At 40.2% G+C, this 25,029-nt stretch carries 21 protein-coding genes; 14 read left to right on the top strand and 7 right to left on the bottom strand.

The window, feature by feature from the left end:
• Positions 1–156: 156 nt before the first annotated feature.
• The 4 genes from L1068_RS02115 to L1068_RS02100 all read right to left on the bottom strand — a co-directional run bounded on the left by L1068_RS02115 (position 157) and on the right by L1068_RS02100 (position 5,797).
• Positions 157–2,253 carry a M13 family metallopeptidase gene (locus L1068_RS02115; protein ID WP_237128850.1) on the bottom strand — a complete coding sequence of 699 codons (2,097 nt, stop codon included), beginning with the start codon at positions 2,251–2,253 and terminating at the stop codon, positions 157–159.
• Positions 2,254–2,403: 150 nt separating this feature from the next.
• Entirely contained in the window at positions 2,404–4,086 is a 1,683-nt protein-coding gene (locus tag L1068_RS02110; RefSeq protein WP_237128849.1) for a diguanylate cyclase, read from the bottom strand.
• Between the two features lie 83 nt (positions 4,087–4,169).
• Complete coding sequence (locus tag L1068_RS02105) at positions 4,170–5,246, bottom strand: MBL fold metallo-hydrolase (protein WP_237128848.1); 1,077 nt, start codon at positions 5,244–5,246, stop codon at positions 4,170–4,172.
• 14 nt (positions 5,247–5,260) lie between these two features.
• On the bottom strand, positions 5,261–5,797 hold the full coding sequence (locus tag L1068_RS02100) for a hypothetical protein (RefSeq protein ID WP_237128847.1): 537 nt from the start codon (positions 5,795–5,797) through the stop codon (positions 5,261–5,263).
• A 202-nt stretch (positions 5,798–5,999) separates the two neighbouring features.
• Here L1068_RS02100 and L1068_RS02095 point away from each other — a divergent pair, with 202 nt between their 5' ends.
• Both L1068_RS02095 and L1068_RS02090 read left to right on the top strand, forming a co-directional pair.
• Positions 6,000–7,238: a DEAD/DEAH box helicase gene (locus L1068_RS02095; protein WP_237128846.1), complete on the top strand. Its 1,239-nt coding sequence runs from the start codon at positions 6,000–6,002 to the stop codon at positions 7,236–7,238.
• 221 nt (positions 7,239–7,459) lie between these two features.
• Positions 7,460–10,816 (top strand): methyl-accepting chemotaxis protein, encoded by a 3,357-nt coding sequence (locus tag L1068_RS02090; RefSeq protein WP_237128845.1) that lies wholly within the window; start codon positions 7,460–7,462, stop codon positions 10,814–10,816.
• A gap of 67 nt (positions 10,817–10,883) precedes the next feature.
• On the opposite strand, the gene L1068_RS02085 is transcribed toward L1068_RS02090, so the two are convergent.
• Positions 10,884–11,276: a DUF4019 domain-containing protein gene (locus tag L1068_RS02085; RefSeq protein ID WP_010559018.1), complete on the bottom strand. Its 393-nt coding sequence runs from the start codon at positions 11,274–11,276 to the stop codon at positions 10,884–10,886.
• 497 nt (positions 11,277–11,773) lie between these two features.
• On the opposite strand from L1068_RS02085, the gene L1068_RS02080 reads away from it, so the two are divergent.
• Positions 11,774–13,315 (top strand): HD domain-containing phosphohydrolase, encoded by a 1,542-nt coding sequence (locus tag L1068_RS02080; RefSeq protein WP_237128844.1) that lies wholly within the window; start codon positions 11,774–11,776, stop codon positions 13,313–13,315.
• On the opposite strand, the gene L1068_RS02075 is transcribed toward L1068_RS02080, so the two are convergent.
• Entirely contained in the window at positions 13,312–14,127 is an 816-nt protein-coding gene (locus L1068_RS02075) for an SDR family NAD(P)-dependent oxidoreductase (RefSeq protein ID WP_237128843.1), read from the bottom strand. The two genes, L1068_RS02080 and L1068_RS02075, sit on opposite strands and share 4 nt — an antisense overlap.
• Positions 14,128–14,184: 57 nt before the next feature.
• Between L1068_RS02075 and L1068_RS02070 the strand changes: the two genes are divergently transcribed.
• Positions 14,185–16,878: a DUF2339 domain-containing protein gene (locus L1068_RS02070; RefSeq protein WP_237128842.1), complete on the top strand. Its 2,694-nt coding sequence runs from the start codon at positions 14,185–14,187 to the stop codon at positions 16,876–16,878.
• A 38-nt stretch (positions 16,879–16,916) separates the two neighbouring features.
• Entirely contained in the window at positions 16,917–17,216 is a 300-nt protein-coding gene (locus L1068_RS02065; protein WP_237128841.1) for a hypothetical protein, read from the top strand.
• A gap of 102 nt (positions 17,217–17,318) precedes the next feature.
• Here the strand turns inward: L1068_RS02065 and L1068_RS02060 are convergent, their stop codons facing one another.
• Complete coding sequence (locus L1068_RS02060) at positions 17,319–17,594, bottom strand: HU family DNA-binding protein (RefSeq protein WP_237128840.1); 276 nt, start codon at positions 17,592–17,594, stop codon at positions 17,319–17,321.
• Between the two features lie 163 nt (positions 17,595–17,757).
• Between L1068_RS02060 and L1068_RS02055 the strand changes: the two genes are divergently transcribed.
• The 9 genes from L1068_RS02055 to L1068_RS02015 all read left to right on the top strand — a co-directional run bounded on the left by L1068_RS02055 (position 17,758) and on the right by L1068_RS02015 (position 24,938).
• Positions 17,758–17,931, top strand: a complete 174-nt coding sequence (locus tag L1068_RS02055) for a hypothetical protein (RefSeq protein ID WP_161805660.1) — start codon at positions 17,758–17,760, stop codon at positions 17,929–17,931.
• Positions 17,932–18,122: 191 nt separating this feature from the next.
• Positions 18,123–18,839 carry a YIP1 family protein gene (locus L1068_RS02050; RefSeq protein ID WP_237128839.1) on the top strand — a complete coding sequence of 239 codons (717 nt, stop codon included), beginning with the start codon at positions 18,123–18,125 and terminating at the stop codon, positions 18,837–18,839.
• 26 nt (positions 18,840–18,865) lie between these two features.
• Complete coding sequence (locus tag L1068_RS02045) at positions 18,866–20,047, top strand: efflux RND transporter periplasmic adaptor subunit (RefSeq protein ID WP_237128838.1); 1,182 nt, start codon at positions 18,866–18,868, stop codon at positions 20,045–20,047.
• On the top strand, positions 20,028–20,729 hold the full coding sequence (locus L1068_RS02040; protein WP_010559026.1) for an ABC transporter ATP-binding protein: 702 nt from the start codon (positions 20,028–20,030) through the stop codon (positions 20,727–20,729). Before L1068_RS02045 ends, L1068_RS02040 begins: the two co-directional genes overlap by 20 nt.
• Entirely contained in the window at positions 20,722–21,960 is a 1,239-nt protein-coding gene (locus tag L1068_RS02035; protein WP_010559027.1) for an ABC transporter permease, read from the top strand. Before L1068_RS02040 ends, L1068_RS02035 begins: the two co-directional genes overlap by 8 nt.
• A gap of 24 nt (positions 21,961–21,984) precedes the next feature.
• Positions 21,985–22,455: a CreA family protein gene (locus tag L1068_RS02030; protein WP_054978727.1), complete on the top strand. Its 471-nt coding sequence runs from the start codon at positions 21,985–21,987 to the stop codon at positions 22,453–22,455.
• Positions 22,456–22,615: 160 nt separating this feature from the next.
• The gene (gene rsgA, locus L1068_RS02025; RefSeq protein ID WP_237128837.1) at positions 22,616–23,659 is read left to right on the top strand and encodes a ribosome small subunit-dependent GTPase A; all 1,044 of its coding nucleotides are present in this window, start codon (positions 22,616–22,618) and stop codon (positions 23,657–23,659) included.
• A gap of 231 nt (positions 23,660–23,890) precedes the next feature.
• Positions 23,891–24,376 (top strand): DUF4920 domain-containing protein, encoded by a 486-nt coding sequence (locus L1068_RS02020; RefSeq protein ID WP_237128836.1) that lies wholly within the window; start codon positions 23,891–23,893, stop codon positions 24,374–24,376.
• Complete coding sequence (locus L1068_RS02015) at positions 24,363–24,938, top strand: PepSY-associated TM helix domain-containing protein (RefSeq protein WP_237128835.1); 576 nt, start codon at positions 24,363–24,365, stop codon at positions 24,936–24,938. Before L1068_RS02020 ends, L1068_RS02015 begins: the two co-directional genes overlap by 14 nt.
• The last annotated feature ends 91 nt before the right edge of the window (positions 24,939–25,029 follow it).

Genomic DNA, 25,029 nt, shown 5'->3' with positions numbered 1-25,029 from the left:
CGTTTATGCTAAGTGATTACGCCATATACAAAAATAAAGGTGATTAAGGCGGTTTAGAATGAAGTTCAATAACAGTATCCAGCCGTTTGTTAAATTAACATGTGGTGTTAACAAAAAAGCCCAGCTTAAGCCGGGCTTTTAAATGTACTATTTTGATTACCAGATGCGAACACGCTCTTCTGGTTTAAGGTAAAGTGCATCACCTTCTTTTACGTCAAACGCTTTGTACCATGCATCATGGTTACGTGGCGCAAGTGCACGGAAACGACCTGGTGCGTGAGTACCCGCGCGTAATTGGTTTAGCATGCTTTGCTCAGTGCGTTTTTCTTTCCACACTTGTGCCCACGCTAAGAAGAAACGCTGATCGCCTGTTAAGCCATCAATTACTTCGGCTTCTTTACCGTTAAGGCTTAATTTATACGCGTGATAAGCCATTGCAAGGCCGCCCACATCACCGATGTTTTCACCTAAGCTGTTACGACCGTTTACAAAGTTATCTGGAATTGGTTCGTACTTGCTGTACTGCTCAGCTAGTTTGTCTGCTTTTGCTTCAAAGGCAGAACGGTCTGAATCAGTCCACCAGTTACGTTGAATACCGTTAGCATCAGATTTCGAACCCTGATCATCAAAACCATGACCCATTTCGTGACCAATTACCGCACCAATCGCACCATAGTTAACGGCAGCGTCAGCGTTTGGATCAAAGAATGGCGGCTGTAAGATAGCGGCTGGGAATACAATCTCATTAAACGAACTGTTGTAGTATGCGTTTACGCGCTGTGGTGTCATGCCCCAACGATTACGATCTGTTTTTTCAAGCTCTTTTGCTGCACTTTCTGCACGGAAGAATTGACGCGTGTTACGCACATTGCCCATTAAATCATCTTTAGCGATTTTCAGGCCGTCGAACTCTTGCCATACATCTGGGTAACCAATTTTAGGGTTAAACGCAGCAAGTTTCGCTTTTGCGTTTACCTTTGTTTCTGCGCCCATCCAGTCTAAACCATCGATACGCTCACCAAGTGCGGTGCGAAGGTTTTCTACAAGCTCAGCCATTTGCGCTTTTGATGACTCTGGGAAATAACGTTTTACGTATACTTTACCAATTGCAAAGCCCATTGATTCAGTGCCTGACATTGCACCAATTGCACGCTTCCAACGTGGACGCGGCTCTTGTTGACCACTTAATTCTTTACCGAAGAATTCGAAGTTATTTGCATAGATTTCTTCAGAAAGTAGGCTTGCATTACCACGGATCGCGTGGAACGTTAGGTAATCTTTCCAAACGTTTATGTCTTCACCGTTAATCAGTGAAATCATTGATTTGATTGGTTCTGGCTGCGCCATATTTAGCTGCGGTACTTTATAACCAGTTTGCTCAAAATACAGGTCCCAGTTAAAGCCAGGGTATTCTTTTGCAAGGTCAGTGCGCTTAATTTGGTTTAATGTTAAATCGCGATTACGACGCTTTTCACGGGGCCAATGACCTTCTGCAATTTTAGTTTCAAGCGCTAAAATTGCTTTTGCGCGTTCTTCGGTGTTGTCAACGCCGGCAAATTTAAGTGCACTTGCAATGTGCGCAACATATGCGTCACGTGTCTTAGCAAAACGCTCACTGTCTTCAAGGTAATATGAACGATCTGGTAAACCTAAACCGCCAGCGCCCATCGACATTTCATATTGATTCGGGTCTAAACGGTTAAACCACATGCCACCGCCAATCGGTGATGACACACTTGTTAGCCATGCATTACCAAATATACGCGTTAAGTCATCCGTGTTTTTAACTGAAGCAATTTCATCGAGTAAACCTTGGATTGGCGTAATGCCTTTTTTATTGATTGTTTCAACATCCATATACGCATTGTAGAAATCAGCAATCATTTGCTCTTCTGCGTTTAGGTCTTTACGGCTTGTGATATCGTCGATGATTTCTTTAACTTGTTTTTCACTGCGTTCAGCTAGCGCAGTAAACGCACCAAAGCGCGTTTTATCTGCTGGCATTACATAGTTGTCGTACCATGTACCACTTGCGTACATAAAGAAGTCGTCACCTGGTTTCACGTCTAAATTACGTGCAGTAAGATCAACACCAAAGCTGCCAAGCTCTGCTTTAGTTTGTGCTGCTGTTTTTGTGGCTACAGGCGCTTTCGCTTGTTGTTCTTTTTCTACTTTAGCGGTATCAGCTTGTTGGTCACCACAACCACCAAGAAACGCAGTTGCAAGTGCAACTGCAAGAATTGATTTTTTCATTAAGATTTCCCTTAGCGTTAAATATTTCTATTTTGCGTTAAAAACTGCAAAACTTAGCTTGTTTTTAACGAAAATACGTCAAGATAGCAAATAGAACACGTTTAACAACGCGCTGTTTTGTAAATAAATATGTTTTTATTGCTTAAGTTATTATGTTTGTAACGTTAATCTAGGTTTGTTCAGTGTGCTAAAAGGCATCACTTGATTTCGCCCATTTTCTTTAGCACGGTAAAGAGCTTTGTCAGCATTAATAATGCTTGGTTTAAGTAACGACTTAATTTCACACACACCAAAGCTTGCAGTTATTGATAAGGCATCATGAGTATGCGAGCTAATGGTAGTGTTTTCGATTTGCTTGCGTACTTTATCAATTAAGGCAAATGCTTGGCTTTCGCTGTGATTAGGTAGGGCAATGATAAATTCTTCACCGCCAAGTCGCGCGACGATGGCATTATCTGGCATGAATTTTTGCAATATATCGGCAAAAACCACAAGTACTTCATCACCTACCTGGTGTCCGTATTTGTCGTTAAACTTCTTAAAAAAATCAATATCAGCGATGGCAATACAAACAGGACAAGTTTGCGTATCATCAGTTAATAACGTTTCGGTTGCTTGGTCAAAGTAACGACGATTATAAAGTTGCGTTAGCGGGTCGGTGTTTGCTTGCACTTGTAGCTCCGCCTGTTGCTTTTCTATGCGCTCTAACACACGAATACGGTACGAAATAATAAACGCTAACATAAATGATTCGAGCATAATGCCAATGCCGACACCGTGACTTGTCACATAAGTATTTGGTAATAGGCCTTTATAATAGCCGATGGCTAATAGGTTAAAAGTGAAAAACAAACCGTGACCAAATAAGAAGTATTTTGCCAACGGATTCCCTTTTTTTAGAATTGAGAGGCTGACACTTAATGTCACTACAATCATTATTGCGGCTAATGTGCTTGCTGGTTTTAATGCTGCAATAATATCAAATACGCCAAACACTAAATCAGATACCAGTAGCAGTAAAACAAACATAAGTGCTTTGTGCTCAGTCGGGTACAGGCGTTTGGTTTCAAAAATACTGATCATAAATAGGATCAGAAAGCTTGGCATGGTAAGTAGCGAAAGGTGTAGATGCATCATGGATTTGCCGTAAATGCCAAATAAGGTTGCTAAAAAACCATAGGAAAGGGCAATCCACGTTGTACCCGAGACTAAATACAGCGCATAGAAAATATTTTCTTTTTTACGTGATGATAAAAACAATATGACGTTGTAAAACATCAGCGCCAACAGCATGCCGACCATGATGGCAATATCATAATTTTCGCTTACAAGGGCATGTTTAGATTGTGTTTCATCGTATATGGCAAGCGTAAACCATTGGTGTGAAAATACATCACTTTTTAAGTAAACCTGATACCGCTCGTTAGGTAAAAGTATTAATGGAAACACTGCGGTTCCACCATATAACATCTCTTGAGCTTGATTGTTTTCTAGGTCAATAGAATGGCGTATTTGTATGTTGCTATCTCTAATTAGATAAAGGGTTAAGTGCTGGGTGTGGTAAGCCTCTGGCACATGCAAAAACAGTTGCTTTTCTGAGGCTGAGGAATTGTGCAAAGTAAATCGAACCCAAGTTGTTTTTGCATTTGTACCGAGGGTAAGCCGGTTGGTCGCTCTGGAAAACGGCGCATTTTGTATATCAGCGATACTTTGCGTACGAGATCCATCAATATAAAAGTGTGTATCAAATTGCGTTAATGCAATTGGATATTGGTTTACTGTAATTTTGGCATTTGCTGAAAAACTTAAAAATAGTAGTAAAAATAACAACATGGTAGCTAAAGGCATCTTTTTTTTTGGTATTTATAGCCTTAAAGAAACCATAAAACTAACACACTTTATTACATCAGTTAGTGCTACAAAGAAAGTGTTTCGCCTTCATTCATAATGTAAAATTGACGGTCTGTTTCAATGATTTTCAAGTTGTGTAACAGCCTAAAAAGAGCGGAGTGAGAACTGTGATCGCCCATTTGCCAGCTAGCATTGCCATAACCCCAAGGAATGGTCACTTTGCAGTTAAGGTCGTTTGCCGCCGCAATAGCGTCCTCAGGTCGTGTATGTACATAGCGATACCAAGCCTCGTGCTCTTGGTGAAAATAAGAGGCGATTGGTAGTAAACATACATCAATATCACCATATTGACGTTGAATATCTTTAAAATGATCTGAATAACCTGTGTCGCCGGCAAAAAATAAAGTGTTGCCGTTTTCTTCTAATACCCAACCGCCCCAAAGCGTCTGATTATCGTCGTTGTATAAAAACGGCACCCAAATTCGACTATTAAAATGATGGGCTGGCGCAAAGTGGACTTTGGTTTGCCCAACGAGATGCGTTGTAAACCAATCCATTTCGTGAATGGTGTAGTGGTTGTCGTCAAAGTGACTGGCAAAGTTTAGCGGCACTAAATATTTTGGTTTATTACCAATTAACGCAATATCCTGCTTATTAAAATGATCATAATGTAAGTGGGAATATAACACCGCATCGATATCGCTTAGGTTTTGCACTTTGTTTTTGGGCGATTGACGCTCAAAGCCATTTGCCATCTGAAACGCCCAATTCACTGGCCAATCAAATTCACCAAATACCGGATCAAACAAAAATCGTTTGCCTGATGGCGTTGTAATTTCAAAGCTTGCATGACCAAGCCAATGAATTTTATAGCCTGAGTTTGTCTTTAGTTTTGGATTTTTACCAATGTATTGGCATTGCTCCATATCACTTTCGCAGTCGATATCGTCAGTAGGGGAGTAGCAATTTTCTTCACAGCTGTAGGGATATGTTTTATTACCGGGGTAACGATTAATATAGCGACCTTGCTTTAGGCTAGCACCTTCTGCGTTTAGGTTATTTGTTGTTGTGATTCTATTTGATGCGCAACCAACAAGCAGCAAAATCGTGGCGCAGAGCGCCAACTTATACCTTGGATTCATTAATATTTTTATAATTATGTAAATGAATTATCTCGGGCGAAGTGTAATGGCAGTTTACGGCATTTGTAAAGCAGCCAGCACACTGTGGCAGTCGCTAACGTAAATAGTATGGCTTGAAGTGCACCAATTACAAAGCTAAGGCTTAAAGCAAAACCAAAAACAGATTCTGCACGATATGATTTTACGACACAGGCAGTTACTGCGATGCCAATAATTAAAGTTGCGGTGTATAACTCCATTGCCCAATAGTAGCTGCCAGCAAGCGTAGCACCGTAGTTGAATGAAAATACAAATCCAATTAGTGCGTAGGTGGTTGCTTTACCACGATTAACGGTCGTGCTTTGAAGGCGTTTTCGCATTAAAAGTAAACAACACAATGAAAAGATAGGCATGACAACCAGTGAAAACCAAGATGGCACATCAAGTAGGTAAGGCGCATCCAATACACCAATAAATACAATCTCAGGATTGAAGTAATGCCAGCATAAAACAGCAGCTTGTAACAATGCTACCAACGCAGTAACGCACCATAGAAATTTATTTTTTATCATAGGAATTCTCGTTTGGTGTTTTTATTAACTATGGCAATAATTAAGCCAAAACGAAAGTTATTGAAAATCAGTAGCTTAGATTTAAGGTGATATGTGTATGTTTATTTTTTTGTTAGATTTTAGGCAAATAGGCTAGTGCGTTAGCCTTTTTCACAACGATTAATGGTATAATTTTACACATGTGTTTTTCACTTGTAACGTCATGTCATTTTCAGCATTTAACCTAAATTCTCACTTATCCGAAACCTTAACGCGATTGGATTATCACACGGCAACACCTATTCAATCATTGGCTATTCCAGAAATTATGGCCGGCCACGATATCATTGCGCACGCGCAAACAGGAACCGGTAAAACCGCAGCGTTTATGTTACCCATTATCGATAAGCTGTTATCTCGTCAGTCGATATCCAATACGGTAAGTGCCTTAATCTTAGTGCCAACACGAGAGCTTGCGCAACAAGTTGCAAAAGCGAGTACTCAGTACAGCGAAAACTGTGGGTTAAGTGTGGCGTGCTTGTATGGTGGCGCAAATATTGGCCAACAAGAGAAACAACTTAAACAAGGCGCGCAAATTGTTGTAGCAACGCCAGGCCGTTTGCTCGATCATTTGATTAAAGGCACGCTTTCGCTGTCAGATTTAGCGTATTTAGTATTCGATGAAGCCGATCGCATGCTGGATATGGGTTTTATGGGTGAAATAAAGCGCATTATGCGTCATGTACCTTTAACGCGACAAACCTTGCTGTTTTCAGCCACGGTTGATGAGCAAGTACTCAATAATGTATCGCAATGGCTAAATGAACCAAAACGCATCGGGGTAGATGCGCCTAACACCGCGGCAACCAAAGTTGAGCAATTATTTTATGCTGTTGACGATGAACGAAAGCGCGAGTTAATCGCTTACACCATAGGTAAAAACAACTGGCACCAAGTATTGGTTTTTACGCGTACCAAACATTATGCCGATGAACTTGCGAAAGAACTTAATAAAGACGGCTTGCCAACAACGGCGATTCATGGTGACAAATCTCAAGGGGCGCGAAATAAAGCGCTTGAGCAGTTTCGCGCCGGCGAGTTACGTGTTTTAGTGGCAACCGATGTCGCGGCGCGTGGCATCGATATTCCGAGTTTGGATTATGTGATTAATGCTGAGTTGCCGTATATCGCGGAGGATTACGTACACCGTATTGGCAGAACAGGACGTGCAGGGAAAGCAGGAACCGCAATTTCATTGGTTAGCTTAGACGAAAATTGGTTATTGGAAGAAATTGAAGTATTACTGGATGAACGTTTAACCCCACAATGGTTAACGGGGTTTGAACCGGATTTAACCCGAGAGCCAAAAAACAATAGAAAAAATACCGCAAAATCTCGCAAACAGCGAGATAAAAAGCGTATTTTAGGTCAACGTAGTAATCGTCGCCGTAAAAATAATTAACTGTGCACTTGTTTGTTTCTAATGTAATTGGTCGTTAATAACGACAGTAATTTATCTAAAGGCGCGTTTTACGCGCTTTTTTAATTAGCCTAAGTTATCGGTTGCGAATAGATAACTAATTTATTTGTATTAATAAATTTTGTTTTGCTGAAATTAAACTATTGTGAAAGAGGAGTCGTATCATTTAATCGCTTTGCTTGCCAAATTTAGGGATGCACACAATGCTAAAAAACCTACCGATTGTTCTTAAGCTCTTTCTTATTTTGCTTATACCGAGTGTGCTTAGCGGGTTTTTAATTTACCAGTTAAACAAAAGCAGTGAAGTACAAGTTGCGGCGCAAACTCACATAAATGAGGTCATTGAGTTAACCCAATTACTTAACAATGTGGCGCATAACTTTGCAGTAGAGCGTGGGTTAAGCGCCGGGTACTTAGGTTCTGGTGGCACTCAAGGTAAACAAGCGTTGCAATCGCAACGTAAAAATGCCGATAGCGCAGCAGATGCACTCTTATTGAATATCGATAAAATACAATCCTTATCACTGAACAAGCACTCCTTGGATGTGTTGCAGCAACTACAACAGCTGTTTTCTAAACGTACCGAAATAAGAACTAATGTAGATGCACTTTCACCTGACTCTGGCTTTTTTCACTTTTACTCAACGATTAATGCACATGCAATTACGCTCACTGAAAAGCTATCGGTTTATGTTACTGAGCCAGAGTTGTCAGCTAAATTTAAATCGTCAATTCAGTTAATTTGGTTAAAAGAGCATTTGGGCCAAGTGCGTGGCGCCTTAAACGGGGTATTTGCAAAAGGTGATTACACGCCGCAGCGTGCAGAAGCAGTAAGTCGCTTTTTAGGCGAAATACGAAAGCGTGAAAAGCAATTTAGCCATTATGCCAATAACGATTATTTGCAGCGTTTTGAAGCGCTAAAAACTGAGCAACAAGTGGTAAACGTAAAAGCAATGTCCGCCATATTTACCAATAATGTTGCACTTAGGAACGATAAAAAATCATTACTGCTGTTACTCAGTCAAGACGCTTTGAACGCGCAGTCAATTGATGAGTTGAATGCGATTGTATTGAATATGAAGCCGTATTTACCCGCGGATGTATTTTCGGCGCTTCGAAATGATGTGAGCGACATAAAGGCTGAGCGTAACATTACAGGTAAACAAAAAAGCGCCATTAGTAAGCGACTTGCTACTGCCGTTATATTGCCACATGTTGACGCAAAAACTTGGTTTGCTAGTGCTACGGACGAAATAAAATTGGTTAATGAGCTTATTAAATCGTTGGCAACTGAAATAGCAAATAGCGCAAAACAAAATTTAAATAGCACAGAGCAGACATTACAAAATGCGTTTTATACAGCGCTTGCATTTTTACTGGTCAGTTTGATTGTTGGTTTTGTGATTGCGAACTCATTTAAAAAGGCGCTGAACATAATTCAACAAACCATTCAGCAAATACAACAAGACAACGATTACAGTTTACGAATTGCGATTGATCAGCGAGACGAAATTGGTAATACCGCTAAAAATGTTAATGCGTTACTTGAAAACTTGAGCAATGCGTTTAGTGAAATAGGCGATATGAGTAACGCGCTAGCTAATGGCCGATACAACCAAATTAATTACAGTGGCAAATACAACGGCGACTTGGCAAAAGTGGTGTCGCAAATTGAAACTGCAGGCAATCAAGTAGGTATAGGTGTTGGGGAAATACGAAAAGTGATGTCGGCGGTAAAACAGGGCGACTTTTCAAATTCCATTAGCGAGAATTTACAAGGAGAGCTAGGGCAACTAAAAGACGATGTAAATAGCACGGTTAATACCTGCAATCGGTCGTTTAGTGCAATATCAAACGTTGTTAACGATTTAGCGTGTGGCAATCTAAGCAATCAATATACTCATCAACTACAAGGGGAGTTTGCGGTTTTACTGGATTCGGCTATCAATTGTCGCGATACGCTACAGCAAATTATTGAAAAAGACATTCAACAGCTGGTGGATTGTGCAACTTCAGGCGAGTTAGACGTCTCTATTAATGAGAAAAATAAACAAGGCGGTTTCTTAACCCTCACGCAAAGCATTAATAAATTACAACAAATTAACCGCAATGTGATAGATGAAGTGGATAATGTTTTTGCAAATTTGGCTCAAGGCAATTTGGCAGTAAAAATAGACGGGGAATATGAAGGTGCGTACGCTCGCTTACAACTTAACGCCAATAAAACCATTTCTACGCTTAATCACATCATTGAGAATGAAATTACTGAAATAGTACAAAGTTGTCTATCGGGCGAATTGACGAAACGGATTAATACCGAAGATAAATCAGGATTTTTCTTGTCGTTGAGTGAATCGTTAAACAATTTAGTAGCACTAAATCAAAATGTTATAAGTGAGCTAAACTCGGTTGCTAATGCGCTAGCGAATGGCAATCTAAACATACATGTAAATGGTGATTATACCGGTGAATTCAACATACTAAAAACGAATATAAATAAATCACTTGAGCAGCTAAGCCAAGTTATTGAAGTAGAAGTTAAAGATGTTATCGGTGCGTTACAAGTAGGCAATCTAGACAAACGCATTGATAGCGCAAATAAACAAGGTTGCTTTTTACAACTGAGTGATGGCGTAAATGAAATTATAGAGGTTGTTAGCCGAGTACTGAACGATCTAGATCACCTATTTGAGAGCTTGGTTGCAGGGGATCTAAGGGCGAGTGTTACGAATCACTATGATGGTCAATTTAAACGTTTGAAAGATAACGCGAATACCTCAGTTGGTAAGTTGAACTCGCTGTTATCAAATTTACTTAATCTAGCGCAGTCTGTGTCAAATAGTGTTCATGAAATTGCGCATGCAAATGAAGATTTGAGACGCCGCACAGAATCCCAAGCAAGCGCGGTAGAAGAAACGAGTGTGAGCGTACAACGAGTACATGAGTCAGCAAAAGTAGCGCAATCTAACTTACTGGATACTGAGAAACTTATGCTAACGATGCAAACTAGTGCGCAAAACGGGCAGGTTATTGCGCTTGAGGCGAAAGAAACGATGCAACAAGTGAGCGCATCAAGCGATCGTATTAAAAACATTATTGGCGTTATTGATGAAATTGCGTTTCAAACTAACTTACTCGCATTGAATGCCGCTGTAGAAGCTGCACGAGCAGGCGAGCACGGTCGCGGTTTTAGTGTGGTAGCGAGCGAAGTAAGGAGCCTCGCACAGCGCAGCGCCCAGTCAGCAAACGAAATAAAGTCTTTAATCACATCGAGTGTTGAGCAGGTTTCACATGGTAACCTGCATGTTGATCAATCAAGTGAAGCGCTTGTTGGTATCGCAAATTCTATTAACAATGCTAACCAAAAAATGGAAGAAATTGCAGAAGCAAATAAACGACAAACTGCAAGTTATAACGAGATAAATATTGCAGTCACAAATATTGAAGAAAGTACGCAACAAAACGCCGCAATGGTAGAACAAATTGCCAGCTCAGCAGCCGCGCTTAATGAAGAAACAAAGCGCATGGTGGATGAAGTGAACTTCTTTAAAGTTGGATAGCAACATAGTTTGCTATCCATTGAATGTGTTAGCTAAGAGTGACTAGGAGATGCAGTCTGTTAGTGACTTATTTAATAAAATAACCGATTGCTTGCCATTTTCCATCAATCAATGTCATAGACAAGGTTTCGATACTTTCGCGCTTATTTTCATACTGGGTACTAAATTGCATTACTTGGTATGTGCCATCTGGCATACCGGGTAGGCTAGTGTGACGAGTACTATCAAGCGGGCTTCGTTTTACGACTTTACCTAATGGCGTACGTACTTGTTCTAGGGCAAGTTGCCATTGTGCTTCACTGACTTGATTTTTAAAGCGATCACTGGTGTCTTGCCACGAAGCCTGATAATCGCCGCTATCAATCAGTTCAAGCCAATTATTTGCACTTTGCTCATAGGCTTTGTCGTTAGCTACGGCACTGAATGCGATAAAACAAATAAGGATCAATAATTGTTTCATTTTGAAATACCTTTTTCTTAAAACTGTCATCACGTTAGCAAAATATTGAAATAATAAATAGTATTAAAACAGTGCGTTAACAATTTGACGTGCATGTTTTAACGCTTTTCCAAATTCTTACAAACGTAACGTGTCGCCCTAAAATGGATACGCTTTTAATCGATTTTATTTAAGCGTTACTTTAATAATGTGGGTTTTAGTATTGATTTGGTTTTTTATAAAAGTTGCTTAATATCTATTACTTAATAAAGTTTCATGCGTGGTGCCGTATGTTACTTATTGTAAATTAATAGCACTTTAGAAATAGTGTGGATATATATGAAATATTCACATGTGATTAAATGTGAATAACCTTTTTTAAAGTGTGGGGTTAGATTGAAATTACACTTTCACCTTAACGTTTTAACGTTGTCGTACTGCGTATTTATCGGGCTGGTTCAACTTAAATAATCAGCGGCAGTCAGCCAACAGTTTAGTCAAATAAATTACATTACCTTATGGATAATTACCTGTTTAGTCAGGGCGAGAGGCCAGACAAAACAGAAAAGCCTAAAACACTTAAATGGCATATTTTGATCGTGGATGATGATAAAAATATTCATGATGTAACCAAGTTAGTGCTTGAAGGCAAAGAAATATTGGGGCGTACCATTAGTTGCACCAGTGCGTTTTCATCTGAGCAAGCTAAAACACTCTTGATGTCCGATACTAATTGGGCATGTGTATTTATAGATGTCGTGATGGAGTCTACCTATGCAGGATTGAAGCTGGTTAACTGGATCCGAAATACACTTAACAATCACTTAGTAAGGTTATTAATTCGTACAGGGCAAGCTGGTTATGCACCCGAGCAAGAAGTGATTGAAAAGTACGATATAAATGATTATCGTACAAAAACCGAGTTAACAGCGACTAAGTTGGTAAGCTGTACTTATGGGGCGTTACGCGGATTTCGCGACTTAAACACGGTTGAAAAATCCCTGAAGTCATTTCGCAATTTAATAGAAGTGTCTGGTGACTTACTAAAAATTCAGAATATTAACGTTTTTGCATGTGCTGCCCTTGATAACTTTCTATCGTTAATGGAAGTGGACAGTTCAGCAATTTACATAATGCGCCATGAAAATGATATCTTTAATCAATCTCATAAAATACTGCTCGCAAGTTCTGGTCGCTTTAACGAACTTAAAAAAGCTAATCAGCCATTCCCTAAAAACGTTAATGCTATTGTGGAAGAAGCGCTGAGCAGTGGTCAAAGTCACTTTTCAGACGACTATTATGTGGCATGTATTAGCACATCAACTGACTCCAAAGCAGTGTTGTATATTGAATTTGATCATCAACCCAGTGACTTTAAAGCCAGCATCGCGGAATTATTTATAAATAATTCCGCGATGCTTGAAAGTTTAGTACGCCAACATCAAACACAAACTACACAAAAAGAGTTACTTTATATTGTGGGTGATGCAATAGAAGCACGTAGCAAAGAAACAGGCAGTCATGTTAAGCGCGTTGCCGCAATGGCTGAGTTTATTGCGATAAAAGCGGGGTTACCAAATTCGTTATGCGATGCAATACGCATTGCTGCGCCGTTACACGATATTGGAAAAACAACCATTCCTGATGCCATTTTGCATAAGCAAGGTGAGCTTACGCAAGATGAGTTTGAATTAATTAAAACGCATGCTGAAAAGGGCGGCCAACTGCTCGATAAATCAAGTATGCCAATTGCAAAACTAGGCGCAACGATGGCGCGTTTTCATCATGAAAATTATGACGGAAGTGGTTATCCGCAGGGGCTTAAAGGTGACGATATTCCACTTGAAGCACGCGTTGTCGCGATTGCGGATGTAATTGATGCACTCGGTAGTGTACGTAGTTATAAAGCGCCGTGGAGCGATGATCAAATTCGTCAGTATGTTGAGCAAAATGCGGGTATTAAGTTTGATCCGCAGTTAGCAAAAATCGCAACAGATCACTTTTGTGAGTTAGTAGCGATAAAACACCAAATCAGCGACGATATACCTTTTGATAGTTAGCGTCGGCTTTTATATTTCAACTTCGCTTTTGCGCCCTTTTTATAAAGATAGGGGCGTAGGGCACGTCGCAATTTTGGAAATAGATAGGCGAGGGTGGTTAGCTTGCCGCTAAACCATGGCATAGCGCTTTCTTCATCGTCGTTTATCGACAATGCGATAATCTCATTTGCAACCTCTAATGCGCTGCTCATTGGCTGCGAATATACAATGTCTTCAACGTGATCAATCTCATCCATTATAAAACCAGTATCAATTGGACCCGGTGACACTACCGCAACTTTAACCTTGTGAGGCTTAAGTTCATCGTGAAGTGCATAACTAAATGCCCTTAGTGCTGCTTTTGTTGCTGAATAAACCGCGGCACCTTGCAGTGGCGCGCGTCCCGCTAACGACCCTACCATAATCACCGCGCCATTATTTGATTGTTTAAGCTGATCTAAACAAAGGTGAGTGAGTGTTAGCGGCGCATTTAAGTTCACATTCACCATATTTGAAACCTGAGTTTGCGTTAGTTTTTCAAAGTCGCCGCGATGGTGCAGTCCCGCGTTATTAACGAGCACATCGATTGCACCAAAGGTGGCGACTACTTGCGTTACTAAGGTTTCAAGGCTGGATATCTCGCCAATATCACAGGGAAATACCGCAGCATGACCATATTGATTAATTTCAGCTGCCAGTGCTTCAAGTGGCGCTTTGTTTCTAGCAACCAGTGCAACGTTAGCCCCAAGTTTGGCAAATTGCTTTGCAGTTTCAGCGCCTACACCTTTCGAAGCACCTGTTATTAAAACGGTTTTATTTTTATAGTTATTCATTTCGTCAGCCATTCAAGGTACATTAGTGCAAGATTGTTTTAATTTATCGTAAAAAGTATGGAAACTCTATTAGGACTTTTTGCGCTGGTGTTTGCTGTGTTTATGTTAGGCGGGTTAATAGTTGCCTGGTACAGCTTTTTAAAATTACGCAGCGCCGACGCAAAAATAAAGGAATTAACGATCGCGGTATTACACTTAAAATCGCTCGTTAAAAAGTTGAGCGAAACCAATACGCTACATGCAACATCTGTAAAGTCATCGCAAGAATCTGTTGTCGAACAAAGCGCAGAAAGTAGCACCCAAGCTGCCGACGATTCACAACCGCAAACACCACATGTGGATAGCATAAGCAATGTGAGCGTAGCGCTGGCAACTCACCAAGAGCAGGCAGAAACCTCGTTAAACGAAAAACCAAGACCTAAGCCCAAGGCTTTAGAGACTGTAAGCTTAGCGCAGCGATTAGAGCAATTTTTAGCAAATAATGGTTTGCTTTGGATTGGTGCCGGTATTTTAGCGCTCGGTGGTATTTTCCTTGCGAAGTACTCAATTGAATCGGGACTTATTTCAATTACGTTACGCTTAATTTTGGGTGGTGTGTTTGCTTTGGCATTAGTGATATTGGCGGAATATTTGTATCGCAAACACGGTGCCAGCAATCATGTTACAAATACCAGTGCTGCGCTTGCCAGCGGGGGCATTATTACTGGATTTGCATTGGTACTTGCCACCTTTAGTTATTATCATTTTATCTCGCCTGTTGTTGCTTTTGCTGCACTTGCAGCAATTTCTTTAATCGCCACAGCGCTCGCATTACGGTTTGGCCCATTGCTTGCGGTGATTGGTATTATTGGCGCATATACGGTGCCGGCTTTGGTTAACACTGGCAGCAACAATGTGTTTGCCTTACTAATGTACGTCAACTTTGTATCAATTGCGGCGATTTGGGTTGCCAATAAAGTCAAACGAGAGTGGCTGTGGTGGCAAAGTTTTGTCGGGCATTTTGTATGGCTTACCATTAGTGTTGCGATTGCACATAAAAGCGATATTTGGGTAATTGCAGCGACCATGGCAATTGCATTTTACCTGTATGTATTATCCAGTGTGCTAGGTTGGCGCTTAACTAATAAAAACTTAACGCCACTAGCAATAAAAGTACTATTAATGCCGCGCAAAGAGCAATTAGCGTTAGTGCTTAACATACTACTGCTAGTACTGTTTTATAGTTTGCACGGCTTTAGTAGCAGTTTATTGATTGTAAGTGTGTTATTAAGTGCACTTTGCATGTATTTGCCACTAAGGCACAGTGCATTTGATTCTTGGCCGTTTGTATCGTTAATCTTCAGTTGTTTTGCGATAGTAAGCTATCCTATCGTGCATCAGCTCGATGACCCTATGCTGGTTTTTAGCAGTGTATTTTTATATGCGCAATTAGTGGGGGTAGCGTATTTTGTGTATAGCATAGTAATGCAAAAACTATTTATAAAGCGTGCCAGTTTTAGTTTGTTGTTAGGCATTGCACCTCTGTTGGTGTTTGCCGTGTCGTACATAGTAACGCCGCAAACAGTTGAAACAACCTTATACCCACTTTGGACGGTATACCTGATGGTGATGGCAGGCTATGCGCTGTGGCAAATAACCAAAGCACATCATGCCCTAGCAACAATCACGTTTTGGCTCACTGCGAACAGTTTTTTAGCGTTAGTATTTACCATGTGGTTGAATGCTAGTACGTTATCGTTGGCAATTTGTGCACAACTAGTGTTAATCGCTTATGGACAACAGCGCTTTAAAGTCGAGTTGCCGTTGTGGCTGAGTAAAATAGCTCTGTCATTAGTGCTTATGCGTATCACGCTCGCTCCTTGGACTCAGCAATACAGTAATGAGCTCGTGTTTGGTGTGCACTGGAGTTTGGTGGTACTGCCCATGATGTTTGCCATGGTGTTTTATGCTTATCGGTTACATTCAAATTCTGAACTTAAAAAGTGGTATGAAGGAGCATTACTGCATTTAATCGCGTTATTTGTAACGACCGAAACCAGTTATGTCTTAGTCGGTCATTACCCTGATTTTAGTAACTTAAACTTTGCAGAACTTTGCGTGTTATCAATGAATTGGTTGATACTAGCCGTGGTTTATTGGTGGCGATTCAAAATCAGTTCGCGTTCTTTATATTTGTACGCTGGTTGTGCATTGGCTGCGGCAAGTGGTTTGTGTCATTTAACTTTGAATACGCAGTATAACCCGTTCTTAGAAGCTATTTTGATTGGTGATATCTTCTTGTTTAATTGGTTATTGGTGATGTGGGCTGTGCCTGCGGTAATAATTGCGCTTGTGTATTACTTTGATATTGTGCCAAAGCAGTTCAAACTCAATAAAAATAAAGTTTTGCTGCCAATAGCTTCAGGGTTTAGCTTTTTATTTATTAACGGTGTTGTGCGCAGTTATTTTCAAACTGAACAAATACGGCTTTCGTTACCAACGAGTCAAGCTGAGATTTACAGTTATTCGGTTGTGTGGTTAATTATCGCGGCAGGATTTAATTTATTCGGGCAGCGTATTGCCAAGTCTGTGGTTTACCAAGCGGGGTTTGCAATTTTACTTGTGGTTATTTTAAAAGCCTTCCTATTTGATATGGCGCACTTAGACGGGCTATATCGTGCAATTTCGTTTATTGGTTTAGGTTTGTCGTTAGTTGCATTAGGCTGGCTATTTACGCGATTTAAATTAGTGTCTGAAGAGGCGCCTAAATGATTGTATTGATCATAATATGCTTTTTTATGTGGCTTTTTATGCTTTGGCTTACGTATTCAAAACGACTAAATAGCGTTGAGCATTTAATTGAACATCAAGATAGCAAGCTGATTGTACGTGATACGCCTATTGCACGCTTGATTAAAGGCCTCGCTGTTACGGTGTCGGTTGATGAAATCCATGCAATTGAAGCTACCAACACACATGTATTTTTGCGCACAGCAAAAAGTTCGGTTGATATATTTATCAATCACCGTTTTATAAATCAAGTGCTTGATCATTTGCGTAACGAGCTGAGCGAAATAGAAATAAAAGACCGTAGACCGATTGGCAAGTAATATTTTGTTAGCGTGTTGATAGTTAAGTAAACTGGCAGCGCTGAAAGTGCTACCAGTTTACGATTCATTTCGGGATTAGGTTGTCTGCCTGCTTATTAAAGGCTATTCGTTAATCGCGCTTTTTAGTTTCGAGCCTGCTTTAAAGGCTATTTTGTTTTGTCCGGCTATGGTGATCTCTTCTCCAGTTTGTGGGTTACGCCCTTGCTTTTCAGGATGGTAACTCAATGAAAAACTACCAAATCCTGGTAACTGAACTAAGTCACCTTCTGATAATGATTGTGTGATTGTCGCAACCAAACTATCAACAACACGTTTAGCGGTGGTTTTTGACATGTCGTTGTTTTTTGCGATGTGTTCAACAAGTTGGGATTTATTCATAATAGCGCCCTTAAAAAGCGGCAAAGGCTAACGATGTCTTATGCTAGAGTCAAGTATTTAGGGCCTTTTACGCCGTATTGGAAAAATTAACGGTTAATGATCCAATTTATTATTTAAACCGTAATTAATACTAAATTCCTACTCTTTAATGTCGGAGGTGTTTATGGAACTGTTAGTTTCCGTTTTGGCATATCAAAAAGCACGAGATGAAGGACGAAAAGATCCTGCTACACAGGATTATGAATGGGCTGAGGAAAACCTAAGTTACTTTGAAAGCCACAAATGCGAACTTGGATTTTGCGATTCAAATGAGCAAAGGCATTCGCACTTCGATTAGGGGGCGTGTTACGTCCCAGTGAATTTATCGTTATTTTGAGCAGTAATTGTTTTCACTGTGTAATATCGTTTACGTAGCTAGGCTTATTTTACCGCTTAAAATCGTATTTTACCGTTTATCACTTTTAGTTTTTCAAAGTGTTTCAGGTTGTTATGGTTTGTGTATCAAAACAACTAAAAACGAGTAAAACTATGAAATCAGAAAATGCAATTAGCGCGATTGGCGATACATTTTTAGCCCCTACCAAGGCGTTTAACGGCCTAAAAGATGCAAAAGGCTGGTCATGGCTTGCGATGATATTATTATTTGTGTTTGGTATTTCGGCACAAGTTATTTACTTTAACTCTGTTGACCAAGCGTATTTTGTGGAACAACAAGTTGCTACGATGGAACAAAGTGGCGACTACAATCCTGCGGAACTTGAACAAGCTGAAGCAATGACCGCACAGCAATTTCCAATGATGTGGATTTTCTCCGCAGTCGGTGTGTTAATTGGCATTCCAACCATCTTCTGTATTTTTGCGTTGTACTACTATTTAATTGGGAAGCAAGACCCAGAATGTCATATGACATTTGGTGATTGGTTTGGTTTTACCGCATTTACGAGCTTACCAACAATTTTTGCAGCAATTGGTTCCATGGCATTGGTGTTGACTGCCTCAAGCGGTGAAATTCCTGCAACAGTACTTACATTCTCTTCACTAAACCAACTTATTTTTGGTTTTGACGCTAACCACGCATTTGCGGGGTTACTCGAGAGTATCAATATTTTCTCAATTTGGTCTCTGGCACTGACGTATATTGGCTTAAAGTCATGGACTAACTTTAACAACAATAAAGCAATGCTATTTGCATTACTACCAAGCATTTTAATTTATGGTATTTGGGCAATTATTGCAGCACTTTAAGGTGCTGCTTTGCTTTGGGGTTGAATATGAAAAAAATTATTATCGTAGTAGTCGCGGTGGCGGCATTTGTCGCCATGATTGTAAGCCAACAAATCAAGGGCGATGGTAAATTACCAGAGATAAAAACCACGCTTACTGAAAAAGGAAAAATTAAAGATTCAATTTTAGCGTCGGGTACCTTGGTTTTTAACACCCAAGTGCAATTGCGCTCAGAAGTAACCGGCCGTGTTGAAAAAGTATTTGTAGAAGAAGGGCAGCGTGTAGAGAAAGGTGACATGTTAATGCAGCTTGATACCGAAGCCTTTGAAGCCGAAGTGGACCGTTATCAAGCGTTAGTAAGACAAAGTGAAATTGATATTGAACGTGCGCAAACAAGTCTTAAGAACTTAATCTCTCAGCTTAACCGTCAAAAAGAACTCTTTGATGTAGGGCTATCTCAGCAAGAAGTTTACGATAACATTAAAAATGCGAAAGAGCTGGCTGAAATTGATGTTTCAGCGCGTAAAGAATCGTTAAATCAAGCGAAAGCGTCACTGTCAATTGCTGAAGACCGTTTAAGTAAAAGTGTGTTTCGAGCAACAATGAGTGGTTTATTAGCGTCGGTTGATATTAAAGAAGGCGAAACCGTCATTGCTGGTACCACCAATATTGTTGGTTCAGATTTGATGCTATTGGCTGACCCAAGCAAAATCCTCGCTGAGCTAAAAGTAGACGAAACAGATATCGCTAGCATTAAGTTAAACCAAGAAGCAGAAATTTATGCTGCGGCCTACCCGAATAAACCATTTGTTGGCAAAGTCATTCATATTGGTACGTCAGCCAAGCAATTTGTCGGCTCGCAAGGACGTTCATTTAAAGTGAAAGTGCTGTTAAACGACGATGAACGTACTTTATATGCAGGTATGAGTTGCCGTGCAGAAATTGCAACGGCCATTGGTAAAGACGCCATTAAAATTCCAATTGAAGCTGTACACAGCGAAGATGAAAATCACTATGTTTGGGTATTAAACGACGATAAAACAGTAACTAAGAAAACAGTTGAACTCGGTGTTTCATCAGATATTGAACAAGCAATTGAAAGTGGTCTTGAAGAAAAGCAAACAGTTGTAGTAGGGCCAGCGCGTGCAGTTAGCAAACTAAAAGAGGGCGATAAGGTAAAGCTGAAAACAGCTGATAAGGATGCTAAAGATGTCAGTGATCGCACTTAGTAATATTTGCAAAGAATACAAAATGGGTGAACAAAGCTTTTTGGCTTTGGATAATGTAAGCGTAAACATTGAAGAAAATGAGTATCTTGCGATTATTGGTCCATCGGGCTCTGGTAAATCGACACTAATGAACATTATAGGCTGCTTGGATGTCGCAAGCAGTGGCGAGTATGTGTTGCAGGGAAAGCCAGTAAAAAAAATGACTGAAACTGAGCTTGCGGGGCAGAGAAATAAAAGTGTTGGCTTTATTTTTCAAAGTTTTAACCTTATTCCTCGCGCCAGTGCGTTAAGCAATGTAATGCAGCCGTTGATTTACCGTTTTATCTCAGCAAAAGAGCGTCAAAAGCTGGCAACGCAGGCGCTTGAGAAAGTTGGTCTTGGTGATAAATTACACCATCTACCATCACAACTTTCAGGTGGTCAACGTCAACGTGTGGCAATAGCAAGAGCGTTGGTGACAAAGCCTGATATCCTACTGGGAGATGAACCGACTGGTAATTTGGACAGCAAAACAACCAATGAAATTATGAGTTTGTTTGATGAGCTACATAATGACGGGCATACCATTATTTTAGTGACCCATGAGCAAGAAATTGCTGAACATTGCCAGCGTGTATTGCGCTTGGTTGATGGAAAAGTGGTATCGGATACACGAAATAGCGAGGAGAGAGCGTATGTTTAAGTCATTTCTCGCGATTATTGAGGGAACTAAAGCCGCGCTTCAGGCGATTCGTGCTAATGCGATGCGAAGTGCACTCACGTGTTTAGGTATAATTATTGGCGTTGCCGCAGTTATTACGGTTGTTGCTGTGATGCAAGGCTTTACCAAGCAAATTAACGACCAATTGGCTGATATGGCGCCGGATGTGACTAGTATTAAGCCTTACACCACACCGCAACAAGAAATGCTTGGTAAACGTTCGTATTTAACAGTGCGTGATTTTGAAACGCTAAAAGGTAAAGTGCAAGGGTTCGATACCATCACCGCGCAAATGATGGCGTTTCGTTTTCAAGGCGCGGTAGAGTACAAAGGCGAAAGTCACAATACGCGGGTAGTTGGTACAGAATCAAACTACCAAAAAGCCTATCGCATTTATCCTGAGATGGGCCGCTATATTCGCCCACAAGATGACGATAAACGCCGTCGCGTTGCCTTTATTGGTGAAACACTGATTGAAAAGCTTAAGCTACCTGAAAATCCAGTGGGTGAATACATTAAACTCGGTGGCGAATGGTTCCGAATTATTGGGGTTGCGGAGAAGCAAGGCAGCTTTTTGGGATTTGACCAGGATGATTACATCAATATCCCAATCAGTACCATGCAAATTCTGGAAGGCAATGCACGTAAACCATATTTTCAAATTATGTTCCGCTTAAAGCCAGATGTAGATGAAGCACAAACCCTGGCTCAAATGAAACGTATTTTACGCCAGAATCATAAGCTTGGCCCCGATGACCATGACGATTTTGAGTTTGAAACCGCTGAAAAAGCGCGTGAAAATATTGATAAATTTACGGGCAGTGCAACGGCAATTACTGCGGGTATTGTGGGTATTAGCTTGTTAGTTGGCGGTATTGGTGTAATGAATATTATGCTGGTGTCTGTAACTGAGCGCACCCGTATTATTGGTACGCTAAAGGCGCTTGGTGCGACGCCGGGCTTTATTATGCTGCAATTTTTAGTGGAAGCCGTGGTACTTAGTTTATTTGGTGGCGTAATTGGCCTTATTACAGGTTATGGTGCTGCTGCTGCCATATCAGCGATTGTACCAGGCATGCCTGCGGCATATATTCCAATGTGGGCGATATTATTGTCATTTGGTTTTACCTCAGCAATTGGTGTTATTTTTGGTTTAGTGCCTGCGATAAAAGCGGCAAGACTCAACCCAATTGATGCGTTAAGATATGAATAAACGCGTTAAGCAGGGAATAAACAAATGAAAAAGGCAATGGGTTTAGCACTGTTACTTGGGTTACTAGTTGGTTGTGATTCAAGTGAGGTAGGTGATGTGTCGCTCGGTGTGTTTACGCTTAAAGACATTAAACTAAATCATTTTCAAGACCCAATAGTAACAGGGGTAACATGTCATGTTGCCTCTGTTGAAGCTAACTTAAGCTTTTCAGATCCAAGTGATAGCTCAATAGCGTGTCGTCAAACAGGACCAATCACTCAGGCGATGATAGCGCAAATAGATAGCTCAGACTCAGGTGAAGTGATTTTCAAAAAATCGAAAAGCGTTTTCTTTAAATCGATGAAGATAAGACGAATCTTAGATAAAGAAAATCAAACCTTAATGTACTTGTCGTATTCAACGAAAGAAACGTCAGGTAGTTTTAAGCACAGTTTGTCGACAGTGCCTTTGTATGGTACAAAAGCATATCAAACACGTGTATCAGTAGATAACTAACGCATTAAGTAGATTAATGTCGTAAATTACACAGTAAATAACGTAAACAGGAGATTTTGATGATTGTAGTTAACCCAACCGGGTGTAACGCATAATTAATACACCCGGTTTTTATAACCGGGGTTAAAAGCCCCTTATTTTCTTTTATTTAAGGGCAAAAATGTTAAATATTAATCAATTAAACTTACTTGGATGGCAAAGCTTTTTTCAACAACAACTTGATGTCGACGAATGGTACAACAGCGTTCCTGTTAGGGTTGTTGAACAACATCGAAATCGACTAGTGGTTGATTCTGGTAGCGACACATTTCAATTACCACTAACTGAAAAGGTATCGCAGTGTGTTGTTGGCGATTGGTTGTTACTTAATGAAAAACATGACGTAAATCGCGTTTTTGAACGTAAATCGTATTTTGCTAGACGTGCTGCCGGCAGCAAACTAGAAAAACAGGCAATTACGGCAAATGTCGACGTTGCGTTTGTGTTGTGTTCATTGAACGATGACTTTAGCCTCAATCGCATCGAACGTTATTTGGCGCTAGTCAATGAAGCGGGCTGCGAACCTGTGGTAATGCTAACTAAAGCCGATCTTGCAAATGACGGCCTTGAAAAGCGTGAGCAAGTTCAAAACATTAGCTCAATGTTACGGGTCGAAGTCATTGATTGCCACGATGTTACACTGGTTAATCAATTGTCAGATTGGTTACAACCACAAACTAGCATCGTGCTGTTGGGGTCTTCTGGTGTAGGAAAGTCAACATTAAGTAATACGTTGGCGCAAACGCAGCAGAAAACAATTGCCATTCGTGAGCAAGATAGCAAAGGCCGTCATACTACTACTGGGCGATACTTACTGAAGTTAGCGTCAGGCGCAGTATTAATCGATACGCCGGGAATGCGAGAACTTCAGCTTAGCGATGTAACCGCGGGGCTAGAGCAAACCTTTAGCGAAATAGAAGCCTTGGCATCAAGTTGTAAGTTTGTTAACTGCTCACATAGCAATGAGCCAAAATGTGCGATACAGCAAGCAATTAACGATGGCAGTTTAACAGAGCGACGCTTTTTAAATTACCAAAAGTTACGTAAAGAAAACCAATTTAATACAGCATCTTTACGTGAACGCCGAGCGCACGATAAATCGCTTACTAAAATGTATAAACGAGTACAAAGCCAGGCGGTTAAGTTTAAGAAATTAAACGAATAGCTAGCAGGCTTTAACGATGCGTCTATCACGTTTTGATAGGCGCATTTTTACTTATATGAACACATAAATTTCAAAATGTTGTTGATACGTCGTTTGTTGACATCATTCTCTAAATATTACCCATTAAAAAGAAACTAGTTGATACACTGACGTTTTTTGATAAAAATGACGATAGATTTAATTCCTAAGATTAGATTCCAGTTAACTAGTAAACCTTGAAAAGGAATTCTTATGCCGTTTTTTACAAAAATAACATTGGTTGTTGCACTTATGCTGGTGCAAGTTCAAGCGCTTGCCAAAACGCTTACGTTTGGCGAAGGGGTTGATAGCGACAAACTAATTAAAATATCAACTGTGATGGCAAACCCAGATAATTATTTAAGTTCGCCAATTACCATTGAAGGGACCATTGTCGGCGTATGCGAAAAGCGAGGCTGCTGGATGACACTTGCATCAGATAAGCGCTTTCAAAATTTGCGTATAAAAGTAGAAGATGGGCACATGGTGTTTCCGATGACCGCGAAAGGAAACAAAGCGCTTGCAACAGGTACGCTTGAAAAAATAGAACTAAGCCTTGATCAAACAAAACGATTACTCGCTCATCGCGCTCAAAAAGCAGGTAAAGAGTTTAATCCCGATTCAGTAACTGAGCCAGATGTAGTTTACCAACTGTCGCCGACAGGTGTTGAGATTATTGATAACCATGTTGAAAAGTAAACTCAATCAAATTAACTGGTTTAGATTAAATCGCAGTTTACATCGCGATGTTGGTTATTTTTGTATTGGCTTTATTTTGATTTATGCGATTTCAGGTATCGCGGTTAATCATAAAAATGATTGGAATCCGAACTACGCAGTACATACTACTAAGATAAACGCACGTGATATTGATTGGAACATAAATAACGATCAGGTTTTAATTAAGCAAGTTTTGACACTCGCCAATACACAATTGGATGTCAAAGCGTCTTATTGGGAATCGCCATATCAATTTAAGGTGTTTTTATATGATGACGCGAATATTAACTTAAATTTAAATACAAATACGCTTGTTGTTGAACAAGTAAGGCCGAGATCGGTTTTTCAAGCACTTAATCGGTTGCACCTGAACGAAACACATCAATCATGGGTTATCGTATCTGATATTTTTGCCGCTTTGTTGCTGTTTTTGGCAATGAGTTCACTTTTTATGATTAGAGGCAAATACGGACCCTTTGGTAAACGTGGCCTTTTTATTTTGGCGGGCTTTGCTATTCCTGCAGGCTTTATCTTTTTATAACGGCTCATAGCGAACTTATTTGTCGAAAAGGATTAGTTAGCAAGGACTAAAAAGCGCAAAAAAATGCCTTTGAAATATAGTAAACAGTAAA

The sequence above is a fragment of the Pseudoalteromonas sp. MMG024 genome (assembly GCF_021654175.1).
In the GTDB taxonomy this organism is placed as follows: Bacteria; Pseudomonadota; Gammaproteobacteria; order Enterobacterales; family Alteromonadaceae; genus Pseudoalteromonas.
Note: the sequence above shows the minus strand (reverse complement) of the source record. Positions and strands in the feature narration are given on the sequence as shown.